Annotated in this window: 16 protein-coding genes; 7 read left to right on the forward strand and 9 right to left on the reverse strand. The window is 66.1% G+C overall.

The features are described 5' to 3' along the window. The first annotated feature begins 47 nt into the window (after positions 1-47). The 4 genes from CXR29_RS09260 to CXR29_RS09275 are packed head-to-tail and all read left to right on the forward strand — an operon-like array spanning position 48 to position 3,031. Positions 48-965: an ABC transporter ATP-binding protein gene (locus CXR29_RS09260; RefSeq protein WP_127364385.1), complete on the forward strand. Its 918-nt coding sequence runs from the start codon at positions 48-50 to the stop codon at positions 963-965. Next, positions 962-1,693, forward strand: a complete 732-nt coding sequence (locus tag CXR29_RS09265) for an ABC transporter permease (RefSeq protein WP_101553521.1) — start codon at positions 962-964, stop codon at positions 1,691-1,693. The genes CXR29_RS09260 and CXR29_RS09265 overlap by 4 nt, the downstream gene beginning before the upstream one ends. A gap of 8 nt (positions 1,694-1,701) precedes the next feature. After that, positions 1,702-2,604, forward strand: coding sequence for a COX15/CtaA family protein (locus CXR29_RS09270; RefSeq protein ID WP_241241394.1), 903 nt, complete (start codon positions 1,702-1,704; stop codon positions 2,602-2,604). 16 nt (positions 2,605-2,620) lie between these two features. After that, positions 2,621-3,031, forward strand: a complete 411-nt coding sequence (locus tag CXR29_RS09275; protein WP_241241395.1) for a VOC family protein — start codon at positions 2,621-2,623, stop codon at positions 3,029-3,031. A 130-nt stretch (positions 3,032-3,161) separates the two neighbouring features. On the opposite strand, the gene CXR29_RS09280 is transcribed toward CXR29_RS09275, so the two are convergent. Continuing rightward, complete coding sequence (locus CXR29_RS09280; RefSeq protein ID WP_101553518.1) at positions 3,162-4,148, reverse strand: heme o synthase; 987 nt, start codon at positions 4,146-4,148, stop codon at positions 3,162-3,164. Between the two features lie 10 nt (positions 4,149-4,158). Beyond that, positions 4,159-4,695, reverse strand: coding sequence for a hypothetical protein (locus CXR29_RS09285; RefSeq protein WP_101553517.1), 537 nt, complete (start codon positions 4,693-4,695; stop codon positions 4,159-4,161). Between the two features lie 246 nt (positions 4,696-4,941). On the opposite strand from CXR29_RS09285, the gene tkt reads away from it, so the two are divergent. From tkt to CXR29_RS09300, 3 genes are read left to right on the forward strand one after another with little or no spacing between them, the layout of a single operon-like run. Further along, complete coding sequence (gene tkt / locus CXR29_RS09290) at positions 4,942-7,023, forward strand: transketolase (RefSeq protein WP_025778435.1); 2,082 nt, start codon at positions 4,942-4,944, stop codon at positions 7,021-7,023. After that, positions 7,020-8,123: a transaldolase gene (tal, locus tag CXR29_RS09295; protein WP_127364387.1), complete on the forward strand. Its 1,104-nt coding sequence runs from the start codon at positions 7,020-7,022 to the stop codon at positions 8,121-8,123. Before tkt ends, tal begins: the two co-directional genes overlap by 4 nt. Then, positions 8,120-9,751, forward strand: coding sequence for a glucose-6-phosphate isomerase (locus tag CXR29_RS09300; RefSeq protein WP_101593459.1), 1,632 nt, complete (start codon positions 8,120-8,122; stop codon positions 9,749-9,751). Before tal ends, CXR29_RS09300 begins: the two co-directional genes overlap by 4 nt. A gap of 96 nt (positions 9,752-9,847) precedes the next feature. Here the strand turns inward: CXR29_RS09300 and secG are convergent, their stop codons facing one another. Genes secG through rapZ form a run of 7 tightly spaced genes read right to left on the reverse strand, consistent with a single transcriptional unit; the run spans position 9,848 to position 16,094 of the window. Then, positions 9,848-10,093 (reverse strand): preprotein translocase subunit SecG, encoded by a 246-nt coding sequence (gene secG, locus CXR29_RS09305; RefSeq protein ID WP_025777779.1) that lies wholly within the window; start codon positions 10,091-10,093, stop codon positions 9,848-9,850. Between the two features lie 55 nt (positions 10,094-10,148). Further along, positions 10,149-10,934 (reverse strand): triose-phosphate isomerase, encoded by a 786-nt coding sequence (gene tpiA, locus CXR29_RS09310; protein WP_101593457.1) that lies wholly within the window; start codon positions 10,932-10,934, stop codon positions 10,149-10,151. A gap of 14 nt (positions 10,935-10,948) precedes the next feature. Beyond that, entirely contained in the window at positions 10,949-12,166 is a 1,218-nt protein-coding gene (locus CXR29_RS09315) for a phosphoglycerate kinase (RefSeq protein WP_101593455.1), read from the reverse strand. Continuing rightward, the gene (gap, locus tag CXR29_RS09320; RefSeq protein WP_101553512.1) at positions 12,163-13,164 is read right to left on the reverse strand and encodes a type I glyceraldehyde-3-phosphate dehydrogenase; all 1,002 of its coding nucleotides are present in this window, start codon (positions 13,162-13,164) and stop codon (positions 12,163-12,165) included. The genes CXR29_RS09315 and gap overlap by 4 nt, the downstream gene beginning before the upstream one ends. Before the next feature lie 9 nt (positions 13,165-13,173). Then, on the reverse strand, positions 13,174-14,157 hold the full coding sequence (whiA, locus tag CXR29_RS09325) for a DNA-binding protein WhiA (protein WP_025777783.1): 984 nt from the start codon (positions 14,155-14,157) through the stop codon (positions 13,174-13,176). 25 nt (positions 14,158-14,182) lie between these two features. After that, positions 14,183-15,178, reverse strand: a complete 996-nt coding sequence (locus CXR29_RS09330; protein ID WP_101553511.1) for a gluconeogenesis factor YvcK family protein — start codon at positions 15,176-15,178, stop codon at positions 14,183-14,185. 1 nt (position 15,179) lies between these two features. After that, positions 15,180-16,094 carry an RNase adapter RapZ gene (gene rapZ / locus CXR29_RS09335; protein WP_206516202.1) on the reverse strand — a complete coding sequence of 305 codons (915 nt, stop codon included), beginning with the start codon at positions 16,092-16,094 and terminating at the stop codon, positions 15,180-15,182. Positions 16,095-16,129: the final 35 nt, after the last annotated feature.

Below are 16,129 nucleotides of genomic sequence, written 5' to 3' on the forward strand. Positions count from 1 at the left end.
ACGCCTGCGGTTTCGACACCCGTTTCGACGCGTCGTAGAATAGCCTGGTGTCATCTCCGGCCCTGACCATCCGCGGTCTCCAATACTCCTACGGCTCCCACCGTGTCGTCGACGGAATCGACCTCACGGCCGAGTCCGGATCCGTTCTCGGCGTCCTCGGACCCAATGGCGCGGGGAAATCCACGACCATCTCCCTGGCAGTGGGCACCCGCCGTCCCGATGCGGGCACGGTGCAGATCTTCGGCCACGACCCCGTCACCGCCCACGCCACGACCTCGCAGCTGGCCGGGGTGATGCTCCAAGACGGCGGACTGCCGATGAGCTCGAAGCCGCTGCAGGTGCTTCGCCATCTCTCCTCCCTCTATGAGAACCCTCTGCCGGTCGACGAACTCGCCGAACCCCTGGGCCTCCACGACTTCGCGGGTCGCACGATGCGCCGACTCTCGGGCGGACAGAAGCAGCGGGTGGCGCTGGCTGCAGCCCTCATCGGTCGGCCCCGCCTGGTCTTCCTCGACGAACCCTGCGCCGGCCTCGACCCCCAGGCTCGTGAGGTCGTCCACAGCTTCATCCGAGATCTCGCCGACAGTGGGGTCGCTGTCGTCCTCACCACCCACGACCTGACCGAGGCCGAGGAGCTCTCCGACGAGGTCGTCGTCATCGATCGCGGACGGATCATCGCCCAGGGAGCGCCCGAGGAGCTGCGCAGCGCCTCCGCCGGGTCGCGGGCGCTGACGATCCGGCTCGACTCCCCCGTCCCCGCGAATCTCGTCGATCGACTCACCGGGCTCGGTCCCGCCTCGGCGCAGGGCTCCCTGATCATCATCGACGGAGCACCGACGGCGAGCCAGATCGCGGCCGCGTGCACAGCCATCGCCGAGGCGGGGGGCCAGATCACGGACATCGGCATGCAGAGACAGTCCCTGTCCGATGTGTTCTTCGAGCTGACCGGGAGGCCGCTGCGATGACCGCCGCACGCATCGTCTCGCAGGCGAAGTTCGAGACCCTGTCCGTTCTGCGCAATGGCGAACAGCTGCTGCTCTCGGTCATCTTCCCTCTGGGTCTGCTCGTCTTCCTCGCGAAGACTCCCCTGCTCACCGGCCTCGGAGTCATCGACGCCGGGGCCGACCCGCTGTCGATCGCCGTCCCCGGAGCGCTGAGCCTGAGCCTGGCCTCCAGCGCATTCACCGGTCAGGCGATCGCGACCGCCTTCGACCGCCGTTACGGAGTGCTGCGGCAGCTGGCGACGACTCCGCTGGGCACGAACGGACTCATCCTCGGCAAACTCGGCGCCGTCATCGTCGTCGTCCTCATCCAGTACGCGCTCGTCTTCGCCACGGCGGCGGTTCTCGGCTTCCGCGGTCCCGTCGACGTCCTCGGGCTCATCCTGGCCACACTGCTGGGCACCGCCTCGCTGCTCTCGCTCGGTCTGCTCATGGCAGGCACCGTCCGCGCCGAGGCGACCCTGGCGGCCACGAACCTCATCTGGGTGCTCATGGCTGGTGTCGGTGGCCTCGTCATCGCACATCCGGGAGAATGGGGAACAGTTGTGGGCTACCTGCCCTCCGGTGCGCTCGGCGACGCCATGCGGTCCGCCATCGGAGCCGGCGGCACAGACATCAAGGCAATCATCGTGCTCCTGGTATGGGGGCTTGTGGGAACGCTTGCGGCACGCAGGTGGTTCCGTTTCGAATGAGGAGTGAAGTGGTCACGAAGAAGATCCGCATCGCCGCTTGGGCCATGCTCATCGCCCAGGCAGGGATCATCCTGACCGGCGGAATCGTCCGGCTCACCGGCTCGGGCCTCGGCTGTTCTGACTGGCCGAAGTGCACCCCAGATTCGCTCGTGGCCACCAGCGAGATGGGCATCCACGGCGCCATCGAGTTCGGCAACCGCCTGCTGGCCGTGGCGTTGGCGCTCCTCGGCGTGTGCATTGCGCTCATGCTGTGGAAGAGTCGGAAGCAGCGCCCGGATCTGTTCTGGCTCAATATCGGACTGCTGGCCATCGTTCCCGTCCAGGCCGTCGTCGGCGGAATCACCGTATGGACGAAGCTCAATCCCTGGGTCGTCGCCGGACACTTCGTCCCCTCGGCCGTCGCCGTCGGCGTCGCCGCCTACTTCGTCCGCCGCACCTACGACACCGGCGTGCGCCTGGGCACCAAGGCCCCGGCTCCGCTGCCGACTTTGGGCTGGATCATCCTCGGTCTCACCGCGGTCATCGTGATCTTCGGCGTGCTCACCACCGGGGCCGGGCCCCATTCGGGTTCGACGATCTCGACCCGCAACAACCTCGACAACATCTGGGTCACCCGGCTGCACGCCGCGCCGGTATGGCTGCTCGTCATCGCCACGATCTCCGCGCTCGTCGTCGCGCGCAAGAAGGCGCAGACGGCGATGGTCGCTCCGCTGACCGTGCTCCTCATCGTCGAGGTCGCCCAGGGGGTCATCGGCTACGTCCAGTACTTCCTCGGTGTTCCCGAGCTGCTCGTGGCCCTACACATGGTCGGCCTGTCGGCTACGATTGCGGCAAGCGTTGCCGTCCTCGACAGCGCATACCCGAGGAGCACCGATGTCAGTCCCGATCGTTCCGTGTCTGTGGTTTCCTGACTGCGCCGAGGAGGCCATGGAGTTCTACTGCTCCGTCTTCCCCGACTCTTCCATCCTCTCCATCGAACGCTATCGGGACGAATCCCTCGACGACCACTTCGCGGGGATGAGCGGGAAGGTCATCAACGGCCGGTTCGTCCTCGACGGCACAGAGTTCATCTGCCTCGACGGCGGACTGGTGTTCACGTTCAACGAAGCGATCTCACTGACCGTCGAATGCGCCGACCAGGCCGAGATCGACCACGACTGGTCACATCTGTCGGCCTCTCCCGAGCACGAACAGTGCGGCTGGCTCAAGGACCGCTACGGAGTCAGCTGGCAGATCATTCCCGCGAACCTCGGCGAGCTGATGACCGGTCCGGCACGGACTCAGGCACTCATGCAGATGAAGAAGATCGTCATCGACGACCTCGTGAACGCCGGCTGAGAATTTGCGTTCCGACCCGAAGCGCAAGGCACAGACGTACAACGGCCCAACTTGAGCTGGATAGCACTGTTTCAAATCTGTGCTATCCAGCTCAAACTGGGCCGATTGGATCAGCGGGTTCTTCGGCGAGTCACCAGGTCCCGGGGATCAGGGTGGGCACGAACGGGTCGATGGCCACTGCCAGGAAGAGCAGCGACAGGTACGTGATCGACCCGTGGAAGACCTTCATCGCCTTGAGAGACGTGCCGTCCTTGCCCTGCTTGGCCCGGGAGACCAGCGAGTAGCACGACCACAGGAACCAGGCTCCGGCGCCCACGGCCACGATCGTGTAGACCGGACCCATCGGAGCGATGGGAATGAGTGCGAGTGAGCAGGCGATCATCGCCCACGTGTAGAGGATCATCTGCCGGCCGACGGACGTCGGCGGAACCTTCGACGGCAGCATGGGCACGTCGGCGGCGTCGTAGTCGGCCTTGTACTTGATCGCCAGCGGCCAGTAGTGCGGCGGGGTCCAGAAGAAGACGACGAGGAAGAGCAGCACGGGCTCCCAGGCGACTCCCCCGGTCACGGCCGACCAGCCGATGAGCACGGGCATGCAGCCGGCGGCGCCGCCCCAGACGATGTTCTGTGAGGTGCGGCGCTTGAGCACGAGGGTGTAGAAGACGGCGTAGAGCAGGATCGCCGAGGCGGTCAGCCCCGCCGTGACCCAGTTCGTGAATCCGCCGAGCCAGAAGATCGAGCCGATGCCCAGCACGAAGGCGAAGGTCAGCGCAGAGCGGGGACTGATCTCACCGGTGACGAGGGGTCGGTCCTTCGTCCGCTCCATCTTCGCGTCGATGTCGCGGTCGACGTAGCAGTTGAAGACCGAGGCCGAGGCCGCAGCGGCGGCTCCGCCGATGAGCGTGTTGATGACGAGCCAGATGTTCGGCATTCCCTGAGCGGCCAGGAACATCACGGGCGCGGTCGTGACGAGGAGCAGCTCGATGACGCGCGGTTTGGTCAGCGCGATATAGGCGCTGATGATCGAACGCGGTCGGGTGGAGAGGTTCTGCTCGTCGATGGCCCTCTGCAGAGGTCGTTCACTCTGCTCTTCCCGGTTCTGACGAAGTTTGCTCACGCCCTAGATTCTACCTGTTGTCGAAGTTTTTGCCAGTCGCGCGAAGGCGAGTCGAGTCACTGACGATGCGGATGAGGAAGGCCACTGCGGCACACACGGGAGCAAGCACGACGACCTGTACGACGAGCACTGAGACGAAGCTCAGCGAGGCCGACTGCGGATCTGCACGGAGGAGATTCACATCGACGCACAGGCCGATGATTCCGGCGATGACGGAAAAGACGAGGGCGGTCGTCCACACCAGACCGCCGCGCCGCGCATTGAGCATCACGGCCAGCGCTGCTGCGAAGGGTGTGAGCAGAACGAGAGTGCCCAGCGTCCACAGCCCGAGCTGTCCGATGTCGACGCCGCCACGAAGCGGCTGTGCGATCGCCGACGACACGGCGACGGTCACCACGGCGAAGAACACCGGGCACGCCGTGCCGATCCGGGAAATCAGCCGACGGAGTCCTCTTGTCTGTTCGGCCACCTCGGCGAGGTCGGGTCGCCTGCCCGTCAGCCATCCGGGTCGACGGTCTCCGCTGTCTGCGACGGCGGCATCGATCATGGGATCAGCCTCTTTGCTCACCCTGTCATCCCTCCAGTCAGGCACGGCCCGGTCTCACTCTCTTCGGCACACCGCAGTTGTTGAATGTCGAACCACAGCTGTGCGCGAGACCACACTTTACCCGTCGGTAGCCGAAATGTCTCGCTCCCTGTCGGCACGGCAGGTGAACAGGGGCGGCGCTTCAAGCGTCCGACGGGTAGAGTTTGAATGCACGCTCTTCAGACGAACGAAGGATCGCTCGACGACATGACAACTCTGTCCTGGACTGAACTCGACAATCGCGCAGTCGACACTGCCCGCCTCCTCGCCGCGGATGCGGTGCAGAAGACAGGGAACGGGCACCCGGGCACCGCCATGAGCCTGGCTCCCATCGCCCACTACCTGTATCAGCACGGACTCACTCACGACCCGGCCGACCCGACTTGGGTCGGCCGTGATCGTTTCGTCCTCTCCTGCGGTCACAGTTCGCTCACCCAGTACGTCCAGCTCTACCTCGCCGGATTCGGGCTCGAGCTCGACGACCTCAAGGCCCTGCGCACCTGGGGTTCGCTGACACCGGGCCATCCGGAGGTCGGACATACCGCCGGCGTCGAGATCACCACGGGCCCGCTCGGCTCAGGATTGGCCTCAGCCGTGGGCATGGCCATGGCCGCTCGACGCGAACGCGGACTCTTCGACCCCGAGGCGGCTGCCGGCACCTCACCGTTCGACCACAACATCGTCGTGCTCGCCTCCGACGGCGACCTCGAAGAGGGCGTGTCCGGTGAGGCCTCCTCGCTGGCCGGCACACAGGAGCTGTCGAATCTGCTGGTGATCTGGGACGACAACAAGATCTCCATCGAAGACGACACCGCGATCGCCTTCGGCGAGGACACCGCCGCCCGCTACGCCGCCTACGGCTGGCACGTCCAGCACGTCGACTTCACCGCCGGTGATGACTACCACGAGGACATCGAAGCCTTCCACGCCGCCGTCGAGGCCGCTCGCGCGGATTCCCGTCCGTCGTTCATCCGCCTGTCGACGATCATCGCCTGGCCGGCGCCCAACGCCCAGAACACCGGCGGATCCCACGGTGCCGCCCTCGGCGAGGACGAGATCCGGGCGACCAAGGAGGTCCTCGGCTTCGACCCGGAATCGACCTTCGCCGTCGCCGACGAGGTCCTCGCCCACACCCGTCAGGCACTCGACCGCGGTCGTGCCGCTCACCTCGAATGGGACAAGTCCTTCGCCGATTGGCGCAGCGCCAACCCGGACAACGCCGCACTCTTCGACCGTCTGTCCAAGCGCGAACTGCCCGCCGGACTCGATGCGGCCTTCCCGGTCTTCGAGGCCAGCGAGAAGGGCATCGCCACACGTGCGGCCTCCGGCCAGGTGCTCAACGCGATCGCCGAGACCATGCCCGAACTCTGGGGCGGCTCCGCCGACCTCGCCGGTTCGAACAACACCCTGGTCAAGGGTGAGCCGAGCTTCCTGCCCGCGCACCGATCCACCGGCGCCTTCTCCGGACATGAGTACGGACGCAATATCCACTTCGGCGTCCGTGAGTTCTCCGCCGGTCTCATCGGCAACGGCATCGCCCTCCACGGCGGAACCCGCCCGTACAACGGCACGTTCCTCGTCTTCAGCGACTACCAGCGTCCCGCCGTTCGTCTGGCCGCCCTCCAGCAGCTGCCGAATCTGTTCGTGTGGACCCACGATTCGATCGGCCTCGGCGAGGACGGACCGACCCATCAGCCGATCGAGCACCTCTCCGCCCTGCGCGCCATCCCCGGCCTCGACGTCGTCCGACCGGCCGATGCGAACGAAACCGCGGTCGCATGGCGGACGATCCTCGACCGCACTGACGGGCCCAGCGGACTCGTGCTCACCCGCCAGGCCGTGCCGGTCCTCGACCGTGAGAAGTATGCTCCCGCCTCCGAAACCGCACGCGGCGGCTATGTGCTCACCGATACCGGCGACCAGCCCGAGGTAGCCATCATCGCCAGCGGTTCCGAGGTCGCCATCGCCCTCGAAGCCGCCGAGTCTCTGCAGGCATCGGGCACAGCCGCACGCGTGATCTCCATGCCGTGCCAGGAATGGTTCGACGCACAGCCGGAGGACTACCGGGCCACGGTGCTGCCGCGTACGCTGAGGGCACGCGTGAGCATCGAAGCCGCCTCGGCGATGAGCTGGCACAAGTACCTCGGCGATGCCGGACGTGCCGTGTCCATCGAACACTTCGGTGCCTCCGCGGACTACCAGACCCTGTACGAGAAGTTCGGCATCACGGCCTCAGCCGTCGTCGACGCAGCCAAGGAATCCATCAACGCAGCAAAGGCGGAAGCATGAGTGAACGTCTCCAGCAGCTCAGCGCGGCCGGAGTCTCGATCTGGCTCGACGACCTCTCCCGCACCCGACTCGAATCCGGGGATCTCGCGCGGCTCATCGAGGAATCCTCCGTCACGGGTGTGACGACGAATCCGACGATCTTCGCGAACGCGATCGCCAGTTCCGACGACTACGATTCCGCGGTCGCCGAGCTCGGTGCCTCCGGTGCCGATGTGGATGAGGCCATCGAGGCACTGACCACCGCGGATGTCGCCGAGGCGGCGCGCCTGTTCCGTCCGGTCTTCGAATCCACGGATGGTCAGGACGGTCGCGTGTCCATCGAGGTCGCTCCCCCGCTGGCCCACGATTCGCAAGGGACCGTCGCCTCGGCGAAGGCCCTGTGGGAGCGCGTCGGCGAACCGAATGCGATGATCAAGATCCCCGCCACCGAGGCAGGGCTGACCGCGATCTCCGAGACGATCGCCGCCGGGATCAGCGTCAACGTCACCCTCGTGTTCTCCCTGACCCGCTACCGCCACGTCGTCGAAGCCTTCCTCCAGGGCCTGGAGAAGGCCCGCGCCGCCGGCCACGACCTCTCGACGATCCGGTCGGTCGCCTCGGTGTTCGTCTCCCGGGTGGATTCGGAGATCGATTCCCGTCTCGATTCCGTCGAGGACCCGAAGGCGGTCGAGCTCAAGGGCAAGGCGGGCATCGCCAACTGCGTGCTCGCCCATGAGATCCACTCGCAGCTGTTCACCTCCGAACGCTTCCGGGTCCTCGAACTCGCCGGTGCACGTCCGCAGCGTCTGCTGTGGGCCTCGACCGGAGTGAAGAACCCCGACTATGCCGACACGATGTACGTGGCCGGGCTCGTCGCGCCGAACACCGTGAACACGATGCCCGAACCCACCCTGGAGGCCTTCGCCGACCACGGTGAGGTCACCGGCCGGATCACGTCCGAGCACTACCGTGCCGCCGACGAGGTCTTCGACGCCCTGGCTCGACTGGGCATCGACTACGCCGAGGTCATGACCGTGCTCGAAGAGCAGGGCCTGGAGAAGTTCGATGTCAGCTGGACCGAACTCCAGGACACGATCCGGACGGCTCTGGAGCGCTCATGAGGCTTTCACTCTCTGCTCCCGTCGGCGAGGAATTCGATGCCGAGGCCGCGCGACTCATCGACGCCGGTCTGGCCTCCCGTCTGAGTGACAAGGATGCCGAACTGTTCGACGGAGCCGCCGATGCCGCGGACCGGATGGGCTGGGTGGACCTTCCGCAGCAGGCTGCTGAGCTGCTCGATGAGATCGAGTCCCTGCGGGCAGAACTGCAGGAACAGGGTCTGCGCACGATCAGCCTGGCCGGAATGGGCGGATCCTCGCTCGCTCCCGAGGTGATGGCTCAGACCGCCGGTGTCCGACTCGAGATCGTCGATTCGACGGATCCGAATCAGGTCGCCGAGGCGATCGGCACCGACCTCGAGCACACTGTCCTCGTCATCGCATCGAAGTCCGGAACCACGGTGGAGACGGATTCGATCCGACGCAGCTTCGCCGCGGCTTTCGAATCGATCGGCGTCGATGCGGCATCCCGGATGATCGCGATCACCGATCCGGGGACGGAGCTCGAGGCTCTGGCCGCCGATCAGGGCTTCCTCGCGACGTTCCTCGCCGACCCCACTGTCGGCGGACGTTTCAGTGCGCTTTCGGCCTTCGGGCTCGTTCCCGCAGGTCTGGCCGGTGCCGATGTGCGCGAAATCGTCGCAGAAGCCGCTGCGGCAACCGCGGAACTGTCCGCGGACAACCTGGACAACCCGGCACTGCGGTTCGGCGCTTGGCTGAGCATCGCGCACGCCAGGATGACGGAGAAGCTCGTCCTCGCCGAGACATCCGGGCAGCTGGCCGGGCTCGGAGCCTGGGTCGAGCAGCTCATCGCCGAATCCCTCGGCAAGGACGGTCAGGGCATCCTTCCCGTCGTCGTCGACTCCCCCGCCGACATCGGGTTCTCCGACGCCCGCGCGGACGCTCTCCTGTGCCTGCTCGGGCCGGCAGCCGAAGGCTCAGAGCTGGGTGCACCGTCCGGATTCGAAGCGAGCATCACGGGTGGGCTGGGCGAGCTGTTCCTGTTCTGGGAATACGCCACGGCCATCGCCGGATACAGCATCGGGGTCAACCCCTTCGACCAGCCCGATGTGGAAGCGGCGAAGGCACGGGCCAGGCATCTGCTCGACGGACCGGACTCGGCAGCCACAGGACAGCCGCAGTTCCGTGAGGGAGACATCGACGTCCTCGAGGTCGTCGACGAGGCCACCGATCTCGTCGGAGCCCTGGAGGAGCTGTTCTCCCGGGTCGACGAGTACGGGTATGTCGGCATCCAGGCGTACCTCGATCGGATCGCCGATGCCGAGGCCGAGGATCTGCGACCGCTCGTATCCACACACGCCGGAGTCCAGACGACCTTCGGCTTCGGACCCCGCTACCTGCATTCGACCGGTCAGTACCACAAGGGCGGTCACCCCAACGGCGTGTTCCTCCAGATCACCGGTGAGGCTCGCACGGATCTGCTGGTGCCGGGACGCGACTTCGGCTTCGCACAGCTGCAGCGCGCCCAGGCCGCCGGAGATGCAGCAGTGCTGACCGAGAAGGGTCGGCCCGTGCTGCGTCTGCACCTGCTTGATCGTGCTCGCGGCCTCTCGCAGCTGCGAGAGGCGATCGGATCGATCAGCCCCCGCCACCACTTCGGCCACGACTGATCGGCCCGAAGCGGCACTGATCCGCCGGCACGACGGACAGACCACGAATGAGAAGGACCCCGACCGGAATGGTCGGGGTCCTTCTCATTCGCCTGCTCAGGCGTTGAAGCGGGTGAGGACTCCCAGCAGGATGATGCAGGCCGCCCAGATGATCGCCATGAGCGTGGTGAACCGGTTGAGGTTGCGCTCGGCGACACCCGAGGACCCCAGCGACGAGGACATTCCGCCGCCGAACATGTCGGACATGCCACCGCCCTTGCCCTTGTGCATGAGGATCAGCAGGGTGAGGAAGACGCTCGTGAGCACAAGCAGCGCGATGAGAATGATGTTGAGGATTTCCACGTCGGATTCAACCTATGTTTCGTCGAGTGTTTCGTCGAATGATGCGTCTGTCAGTCTACTTCGCGACCGCGGCCTTGCACAAAGCGGCGAAGTCCGGGCCGCTCAGGCTCGCACCGCCCACCAACGCGCCGTCGACGTCTGCGGACGCGACGATCTCTGCCACATTGTCGGCCTTGACGGATCCGCCGTAGAGGATGCGGGTGGTCTGGGCCAGAGCGTCGCCGTACTTCTCACCGAGGCGCACTCGGATGGCCGACGCCATTTCGGCGGCATCGGCGGCCGTGGCGGTCTCTCCGGTGCCGATCGCCCACACGGGCTCGTAGGCGATGACGAGGCCGGAGAGATCGGCGGCGTCGAATCCGGCCAGGGATTCATCCATCTGCCCGAGCGTGAACTCGACGTGGCTCTTCTCCTGCCGCTGTTCGAGGGACTCCCCCACGCAGAGGATCGGCGTGAGTTCGGCCGAGAGTGCGGCCTTGATCTTCGTGGCCACGACCTCATTGGTCTCGTGGTTGTCCGCGCGGCGTTCGCTGTGGCCGATGACCACGTAGCTGCAGCCGAGTCGGGAGAGGAACGAAGCGGCGATCTCTCCCGTATGCGCTCCGGGAGCGTGCTGGGAGACGTCCTGGGCACCGTATTTCAGCCACAGTTTGTCGCCTTGGACGAGGGTCTGCACCGAACGGATATCGGTGAATGGCGGGACGACGACGACTTCACAATGACTGTCGTCGAGTTTGGCGTCCTCGAGTGCCCAGGCAAGCTTCTGGACAGCGGAGATCGCCTCCAAGTGGTCGTGGTTCATCTTCCAGTTGCCTGCCAGCAGCAGGGTGCGGTCGTTCATGGTGTCTGTCTTCCTCATCCGAGTGCGTCGAGTCCGGGCAGGGTCTTGCCTTCGAGGTATTCGAGGCTGGCACCACCGCCGGTGGAGATATGGCCGAAAGCGTCGTCAGCGAAGCCGAGGCTGCGCACGGCGGCCGCGGAGTCACCGCCGCCGACCACGGTCAGCCGCTGTCCCTGACCGCTGCCGTCATCGGTCAGTGCCTGGGCGACGGCTTTGGTGCCGGCAGCGAAGGCCGGGAATTCGAAGACGCCCATCGGCCCGTTCCAGAACACGGTGGTCGAGCCCGCAATGATCTCGGCGTAGGTGCGGGCCGATTCGGGGCCGATGTCGAGGCCGAGGCCGTCGCCTCCTGCAGGAGTGTCTTCGAGTTCGGCGACGGGCCGGACCCAGTGTTCGGCATCGGCGGCGAAGGAGGCGGCCATGACGATGTCCGTGGGCAGGACGATGCGGGCCCCGCCGGACCGGGAGCGTTCGAGGTAGCCCACGACGTCGTCGATGCGGTCTTTCTCGACCAGGCTCGAACCGATGTCGTGGCCGAGCGCGGCGAGGAAGGTGAAGACCATTCCCCCGCCGATGAGCAGATTGTCGGCACGGTCGATGAGGTTGTCGATGACGCCGAGTTTGTCCGAGACCTTCGACCCGCCGAGGACGACGGTGAACGGTGAGGCGGGATCATTGAGCAGCCGGTCGCTGACTTCGACTTCCGCACGCACCAGCGAACCGGCATAGTGCGGGAGGAGGCCGGCGATGTCGTAGACCGAGGCCTGCTTGCGATGGACGACGCCGAAACCGTCGGAGACGAAGTCGTCGGCCAGTCCGGCCAAGCGGGACGCGAACTCCTGGCGCTGCGCATCGTCTTTCGCCGTCTCGCCCGGGTTGAAGCGGAGGTTCTCCAACAGCAGCACCTCGCCGTCGGACAGGGCCGCGGCCTTCGTCTGCGCATCCTCACCGACGGTGTCGGCGGCGAAGGCGACCGGACGGCCGATGGCGTCGGCGAGCTCGGGGACGATCGGGGCCAAGGAGAACTGCGGATCCGGTTCTCCCTTGGGCCGGCCCAGATGCGACATCACGATGACCTTGGCTCCCGCCTCGGCGAGGGACCTGATGGTTCCGGCCGAAGCCAGGATGCGCCCCCGATCGGTGATGGTGCCGTCGTCCATCGGCACATTGAGATCGCTGCGGACGAGCACCGTGTGGCCGGCGAAGATGCCCGCATCGTCGAATGTCCTCATGAGTCCCTTTCGCTGAGAATGTAGCTGACCATGTCTTTGAGTCGGTTCGTGTAGCCCCACTCGTTGTCGTACCAGGCCACGACCTTGATCTGGTCTCCCAGAACTATCGTGAGCTTGGAATCGACGATCGCCGAGGCGGTGGTGCCGACGATGTCGGTGGAGACGAGTTCGTCGGTGGAGAAGTCGAGATACGGTGATCCGTCCGCCGCGGAGGCGAGGATTGCGTTGACCTCGTCCCGGTCGGCGCCCGTGGACGTGGTGAAGGTGAAATCGATGATCGAACCGGCGGGCACGGGCACGCGCACGGCCAGTCCGTCGAGCTTGCCCTCGAGGTGGGGCATCACGCGGCCGACGGTGCGAGCGGCGCCGGTCGTGGTGGGCACGATGTTGACGGCGGCGGCGCGCGCCCGACGCAGATCCCGGTGGGGTCCGTCGACGAGCATCTGGTCGCCGGTGTAGGCGTGGACGGTGTTGAGCAGACCGGATTCGACGCCGAGGGCGTCGTCGAGTGCTTTGACGACGGTGGCCATGCAGTTCGTCGTGCACGAGGCGTTCGAGACCACGGAGTGCGCGGTCGGGTCGAAGACGTCTTCGTTCACGCCCATGACGAGGGTGGCGTCGACATCCTTTCCGGGGGCGGAGAGCACGACCGTCTGCACGGTGCCGCCGAGGTGGGCCTCGGCCTGGTCCTGACGCGTGAAGCGTCCGGTGGATTCGACGACGAGTTCGACCTTGTGCGAGCTCCAGTCGATGGCGGCCGGGTCGGCTTGGCTGGTCACGGCGATCTCGCGTCCGTCGACGATGATCGCCTCGTCGGCGGCGTCGACGTCATGGTTGAACCGCGGCCAGACGGAATCGTGGGAGAGCAGATGGGCCAGGGTCGTCGTATCGGTGAGATCGTTGATGGCCACGACCTCGAAATCGGCATCGGGTTCGAGGGACAGACGGAACAGGGCACGACCGATGCGGCCGAAGCCGTTGATGGCGATTCGTCTCATGCCTCGATCTTAGCGATCCTCGAGCATTTCCGGGGTCAGACTGGCTTCGGTACCGGGAATTCCCAGTTCTTCCGCATGCTTGTCCGCAGTCGACAGCAGCCTGCGGATCCGGCCGGCGACCGCGTCCTTCGTCATCGGCGGGTCGGCGAGCTGGCCGAGCTCCTCGAGAGACGCCTGTTTGTGAGTCACTCGCAGCTGACCGGCATAGCGGAGGTGTTCGGGGACCTCGTCGCCGAGGATCTCCAGTGCGCGTTCGACCCGAGCTCCGGCGGCCACAGCGGCACGTGCGGAGCGGCGCAGGTTCGCATCGTCGAAGTTCGCCAGACGGTTCGCGGTCGCGCGGACCTCCCGGCGCATCCGCCTTTCCTCCCAGACCAGCACGGCGCTGTGGGAGCCCATGCGGGTGAGCAGTGCGGCGATATCGTCGCCGTCGCGGATGACGACGCGATCGACTCCGCGGACTTCACGGGCCTTCGCACTCAGGCCGAGGCGACGAGCGGCACCGACGAGGGCAAGAGCCGCCTCGGGGCCCGGGCACGTGACCTCGAGTGCCGAGGAGCGCCCCGGTTCGGTCAGGGAGCCGTGGGCGAGGAAGGCTCCGCGCCAGGCGGCCTCGGCATCGGCCACGGACCCGTTGACGATGGCCGAGGGCAGTCCGCGCACAGGCCTGCCGCGGTTGTCGACGAGTCCGGTCTGGCGGGCCAGCGCTCCCCCGTCACGGGTGACACGCAGCAGATAGCGGTTGGAGCGGCGGATCCCGGCGGCATTGATGACGACGATGTCGGCATGCTGACCGTAGAGGTCCTTGATCTCCGCGCGCAGTCGCTTGGCGGCCTGAGCGGTGTCGAGTTCGGCCTCCAGGACGATCGAGCCGTTGACGAGGTGCAGAGCCGACGAGAAGCGGAAGATCGAGGACACTTCGGCCTTGCGGGCGGAGGTGCGTGTGATCGTCACACGCGCCAACTCGTCCTTGACCTGAGCGGTCAGTGCCATAGCTCGTCCTCCTGCACCTGAAGTTCTACCACTGCTCGGCGACGCCGATCCCGGCGTCCAACAACATGTCACGGTAGCATGCCGCGAGTTTGAGGCTGTCATGCTGTCCCTGCCTCCGTGAGCGCAAGGGACGTTCCCAGAGCTTCGCCCCGAACATGTCTTCGGCCCGGTCCGGCAGATCGGGTTCGAGTTCGGTGGCCGCCTCGTCGACGAGGACATAGTCCAAGGTCAGTGAGCGGGCATGTCGGTGGAGGGAGACGAGGTGTTCGCCGAGGCTCAGATCCTTCGTCTCACCGTCGGTGGAGCTGAGGTTGAGCGTGAGGGATTTCACCGCGTTCGAGGCCACGATCGCCTCCGCGAGGGAGGGCACGAGCAGGTGAGGCATCACCGAGGTGTACCACGAGCCGGGGCCGAGGTTGAGGACATCGGCTTCCTCCACCGCGTCGACTGTCTCGTAGCGGGCCGGTGGGGCCGCCGGGTCGAGGCGTACGGTCTCGACGTGGCCGATTGTGGAGGCGAGCACGGATTGGCCGCGCACGACCTGGAAGGAGCCGGGGAACTTCACATCGGCTTCGATCGTCAGCGGCACCGAGGACATCGGCAGCACACGGCCGTGAGCGCGCAGCAGACGGGCCATCCAATCCAGGCCGGCCACATGGTCGCCGTGGATCTGCCACAGGGCGGCGATGAGCAGATTGCCCACTGCGTGACCGTCCAGCTCCCCCGCCGATTCGAAGCGGTGCTGGATGACGTCACGCCACGTCTGACCCCAGGTTCCGTCATCGCAGAGTGCGGCCAGCGCCATCCGCAGATCACCGGGAGGCAGTCCGCCGAGTTCGTCGCGCAGACGTCCGGATGAGCCGCCGTCGTCGGCGACGGTGACGACCGCAGTGAGGTCTTCGGTGAGCAGGCGGAACGCCCTCAGCGCCGCATAGAGACCGTGGCCGCCGCCGAAGGAGACGATATTGGGACCGTCCTTCTGTGCGCCCGTGGAGATGACGGGCAGATCTTCGGTCTCCATGTCATTCTTTTCCCAGATCACGGTGACGTACGGTGACCGGAATCCCGGTCCGAGCCGAGAGCAGTCGTCCGACGCGTTCGCTGATCGCCACGGAGCGGTGTTTGCCGCCGGTGCAGCCGATCCCGATCATCGCGTATCCGCGTCCCTCGTGCAGATACCCTTCGGCGACCGTGGACAGAGTTGCGGCATAGCGTTCGATGAATTCCTCGGCGCCGTTCTGCTCGAGAACGTAGTCGGCGACATCGGAGTCGAGCCCGTTGTGTCCGCGCAGATGGGGAATCCAGTACGGGTTGGGCAGGAAGCGGACGTCGGCGACGTGGTCGGCGTCCTTCGGCAGTCCGTATTTGAATCCGAAGCTCATCACCGTCAGGCGCAGCGGTGGGGTGTCATCGTCGCTGAAGCGCTTGCGCACCTCGGCAGACAGCTGGTGCACGTTGAGCTCGGAGGTGTCGACGATGATATCGGCGCGGTGTCTGAGGGACTCGAGCTCGGCACGTTCGGCTTCGATGCCGTCGAGCAGGGTCCCCTCCCCCTGCAGAGGATGGGGTCGCCTCGTCGATTCGAACCGTCGGACGAGGACTTCGTCGGAGGCGTCGAGGAAGACGATGCGCAGGGACAGCCCCTGATCGACGAAATCGCTGATCGTCTCCTGCAGCTCGGTGTACTTCGTCCGGCCCTTGGCATCGATGACGATCGCGATCTTCGGCAGGGCGCCATCGGCTCGAGCGACGAGCTCGACGAGCGGACGCATCATCTGCGGGGGCAGGTTGTCGACGACGTACCAGTCCATGTCTTCGAGCACATTGGCCACGGTCGTGCGGCCGGCTCCGGACATGCCGGTGACGAGCACCACCTCGATGGGGTGGTCGGATCCGTTCGATTCGGCCTGCACGCTCACGCGTCCTCCTCTGCTCATGCCCGTTCGGTCGGCGGGATCAGTGTCCCTCGGCA

Source organism: Brevibacterium linens (assembly GCF_003999335.1).
GTDB lineage: Bacteria > Actinomycetota > Actinomycetes > Actinomycetales > Brevibacteriaceae > Brevibacterium > Brevibacterium linens.